This window comes from Dietzia sp. DQ11-38-2, from assembly GCF_014145055.1.
Classification (GTDB): Bacteria; Actinomycetota; Actinomycetes; order Mycobacteriales; family Mycobacteriaceae; genus Dietzia.
Genome location: NZ_JAALDW010000492.1, coordinates 1 through 3120 on the forward strand (window position 1 = coordinate 1; position 3120 = coordinate 3120).

A 3120-nucleotide genomic window follows, 5' to 3' on the forward strand; every position below is an offset into this window, starting at 1 on the left:
GCCATCGCGGCCTCCGCTCCGGGCGCGGTCACCTCCAACGCCGACGACCGCCCGGGTTTGGTGAGGGAACCGTGGGCGAGGAACGCCCCCCGCCACGAGGCCTCCGCCGCCGCCACGGATCCCCCGACGACGGCGGCGGGCAATCCCCTGACGGTGCGGCCGGCGGCGTCGACCAGTCCGAGCTGGCGGGTCAGGTCCGCTCCCCGGTCGATCACCCGGAGGACGAACTTCCGGGCCGGCTTGCCGCCGCTTCCCCCGATCGGGTGGATCTCGCAGGGCACGGAGAACAGCGAGTCGAGTTCGCCGGACAGTCGCTCGGCGATCTCGCCCGAATCGACCTCCGCCTCGATCACGAGGCGGCCCGAGAGGACCTGGAGGGTGCCCGCGAAACGCAGGAGCGAGGCGATCTCCGCCTTCCTGGTCTCCGCGTTCCCGACCGGGACTCTCACCAGTTCGGACTTGACCTGTGCGGTCAGTGACACGCCCTGCTCCTTCGTTCTCCGGTCATCCGTCGGCCCCCGCCGTCACCGTGGCGGCGAGCGCCCGGGCGAGCAGAGCGGGGTCGTGCACGGGCTTCATCGTCCCATCCGGTGCTGTCCGGGCGATGTCCGCCACCATGACCCGCGCCCCCAGACCCGCCGCCGCCCGGTCGAGGTGTTCACGTTCGGTGTCGCTCAGTGGCATCCGCGGGTCCACCAGCACCACGTCCACGTCGACCGCGGGAGCGTGCTGGCGCAACACGTGGAGATGCTGCTCCGCGGAGAACCCGGCGGTCTCACCGACCTGCGGCGCCAGGTTGAGCACGAGCGCCCTGGTCGCGGACGTGCGGGCCAACGCGGAGGCGATGTCCGGGACCAACACGTTCGGTATGACGCTCGTGAACCACGAGCCCGGTCCCAGCACGACCATGTCCGCCGCCTCGATCGCCTCCACGACGCCGTCCGCCACGGGCGGGTCGGCGGGGATGAGCCGCACCCGGCGCACACTGCCGGGCGTGGTGGCCACCGCGACCTGGCCGATGATCGTGCGCACCACGCGGGGATCGGCTTCCAGTCCGACGACCTCCGCGGCGATGTCCAGGGCCACCGGCGACATGGGGAGTACCCGTCCGGTCACCCCGAGCATCGCCCCGACGGCGTCGAGCGCCTCGACGGGGTCCCCGAGCAGTTCCCAGAATCCGGCGAAGACGAGGTTGCCCACGGCGTGTCCCGCCAGCGCCCCGGTCCCCCCGTAGCGGTGCTGGAACAGACTGGTCAGCTGAGCGTGCTCGTCGTCATCGGCCGCGAGTGCGCACAGCGCCATCCGGAGGTCGCCGGGCGGCAGGATGTCGAGTTCGCGACGGAGTCGCCCGGAGGACCCACCGTCGTCCGCCACGGTCACCACCGCGGTCACGTGCTCGGCGACCATACGCCCGGCGCGGAGGGTGGCGGACAACCCGTGGCCCCCGCCCAGGGCGACGAGCGACCCCAGCCGATCCGGCGCCCCCGCCGTGCTCTGACGTGTCATCCGATCACTCTCGTCCGAGATCACGGTGGCGGACGTGGACGTCGACGGAGTCGAGGCCGGACAGTCTCCCGGCCAGTGATTCGGAGATCGCGACGCTGCGGTGTTTGCCCCCGGTGCACCCCACGGCGATGGTCATGTACCGCTTGCCCTCCCGGCGATACCCGGTCATCGCCAGGCCGATCATCGAGACCGCTGCGCGCAGGTACTCCTCGATCGACGGATCCGCCAGGACGTAGTCCTGGACCGGCTTCTCGCGGCCGGTGTGCGCCTGGAGTTTGGGAATCCAGTGCGGGTTGGGCAGGAACCGCATGTCGAGCAGCATGTCCACGTCGACCGGCACCCCGTACTTGAAGCCGAAGGACTCGACGGTGAGGTGGAAATCGAATCCCAGGTCGCCGAACGGCTTCTCGAGTCGGTGCCGGAGATCGTGGACGCTCAACGAGGTGGTGTCGACCACCACGTCCGCGCGTCCGCGAATCCCCTCCAACACCTTGCGCTCCCGTTGGATCCCGTCAATCAGCCCGTCCCCCGACTGCAACGGGTGGGATCGCCGGACGTTGTTGAACCGCTTGACCAGGGCCTCGTCCGAGGCGTCCAGGAAGAGGATCCTCGCCTCGGGGCGGCCGTCGAAGCGCCCGAGCAGTTCTCCGATGTGCTCGTCGAATCCGAGGCTGCGGACGTCCGCGACGATCGCGAACCTCCTGGGTTCCTCGCGGGCCTCGGCGAGACGATCCACCAGCTCCCCGACGAAACGGAGCGGGAGGTTGTCCACGACGTACCAGCCGAACTCCTCGAGCACCTTCGACGCCGTGCCCTTGCCCGCACCGGACATCCCACAGATGAGTAGGAGTTCGCGTCCCTCATCGTTCACGTCCATGGTTCACCTCGAGTCGCTCGTCCGGTCGTCGACCTCACGGTCCGAGTCTCCCATGTCCGCCCGTCCCCCGTCCGTACCCGGTTGGTCCGCGGGCGGGGCGTCCGGGGATCCCAGGGTCGCGCGGATCGCCGCCGCGACCCCGGGGCCTATCCCGGGGACCGCGCAGAGGTCGTCCACTCCGGCGGCGCGGAGTGCCGAGACGGTGGGGAACTTCTCCAGCAGCGCCGACCGGCGTGAGGGTCCGAGCCCGGGCACGTCGTCGAGGATCGACGTCGTCATCCGTCGGGATCTGGCTCCCCGGTGGGCCCGGATCGCGAAACGGTGCGCTTCGTCGCGGAGTCGTTGCAGCAGGAACAGTCCCTCGCCGTGCCGGGGGAAGATGACCGGGTACTCCTCTCCGGGCAGCCAGATCTCCTCGAGACGTTTGGCGATGCCGATCACCGGGACGTCGTTGACGCCCAGTTCGGACAGGACCTCGGCGGCCGCCTCCACCTGGGGTCGGCCGCCGTCGACGACGAAGAGCTGGGGCGGGTAGGCGAAGCGGCGGGTGGGCGCGGATCTGCCGGCCGCCCCCTCACCCGCGTCGGCCCGGTCGTCGACGGGCCCGTCGGCGTCGTCCGGTGTCACCACCGGCTCCTCGTGGTGCCGCCGGAACCGTCGGCGGGTCACCTCGGCGATGCTCGCGACGTCGTCGGAGTGACCGTCGCCGGCCGCCTCGCGGATCCGGTAGAGGCGGA

Annotated in this window: 4 protein-coding genes; all 4 read right to left on the reverse strand. The window is 70.9% G+C overall.

Annotated elements, in window-relative coordinates; genetic code table 11:
* The coding region (whiA, locus tag G6026_RS15380; RefSeq protein ID WP_182613687.1) for a DNA-binding protein WhiA at positions 1–482 on the reverse strand (482 nt) is incomplete at its 3' end.
* Positions 483–504: 22 nt separating this feature from the next.
* Positions 505–1506, reverse strand: coding sequence for a uridine diphosphate-N-acetylglucosamine-binding protein YvcK (gene yvcK, locus G6026_RS15385; protein WP_107758092.1), 1002 nt, complete (start codon positions 1504–1506; stop codon positions 505–507).
* A 4-nt stretch (positions 1507–1510) separates the two neighbouring features.
* Complete coding sequence (gene rapZ / locus G6026_RS15390) at positions 1511–2383, reverse strand: RNase adapter RapZ (RefSeq protein ID WP_182613688.1); 873 nt, start codon at positions 2381–2383, stop codon at positions 1511–1513.
* Between the two features lie 3 nt (positions 2384–2386).
* On the reverse strand, positions 2387–3120 hold a 734-nt coding region (locus G6026_RS17650; protein ID WP_241728126.1), incomplete at its 5' end, for a helix-hairpin-helix domain-containing protein.

Excerpts from the sequence above, each read along its gene's own strand:
- yvcK (WP_107758092.1), bottom strand. The coding sequence starts at position 1,506 with ATGACACGTCAGAGCACGGCGGGGGCGCCGGATCGGCTGGGGTCGCTC.
- rapZ (WP_182613688.1), bottom strand. The coding sequence starts at position 2,383 with ATGGACGTGAACGATGAGGGACGCGAACTCCTACTCATCTGTGGGATG.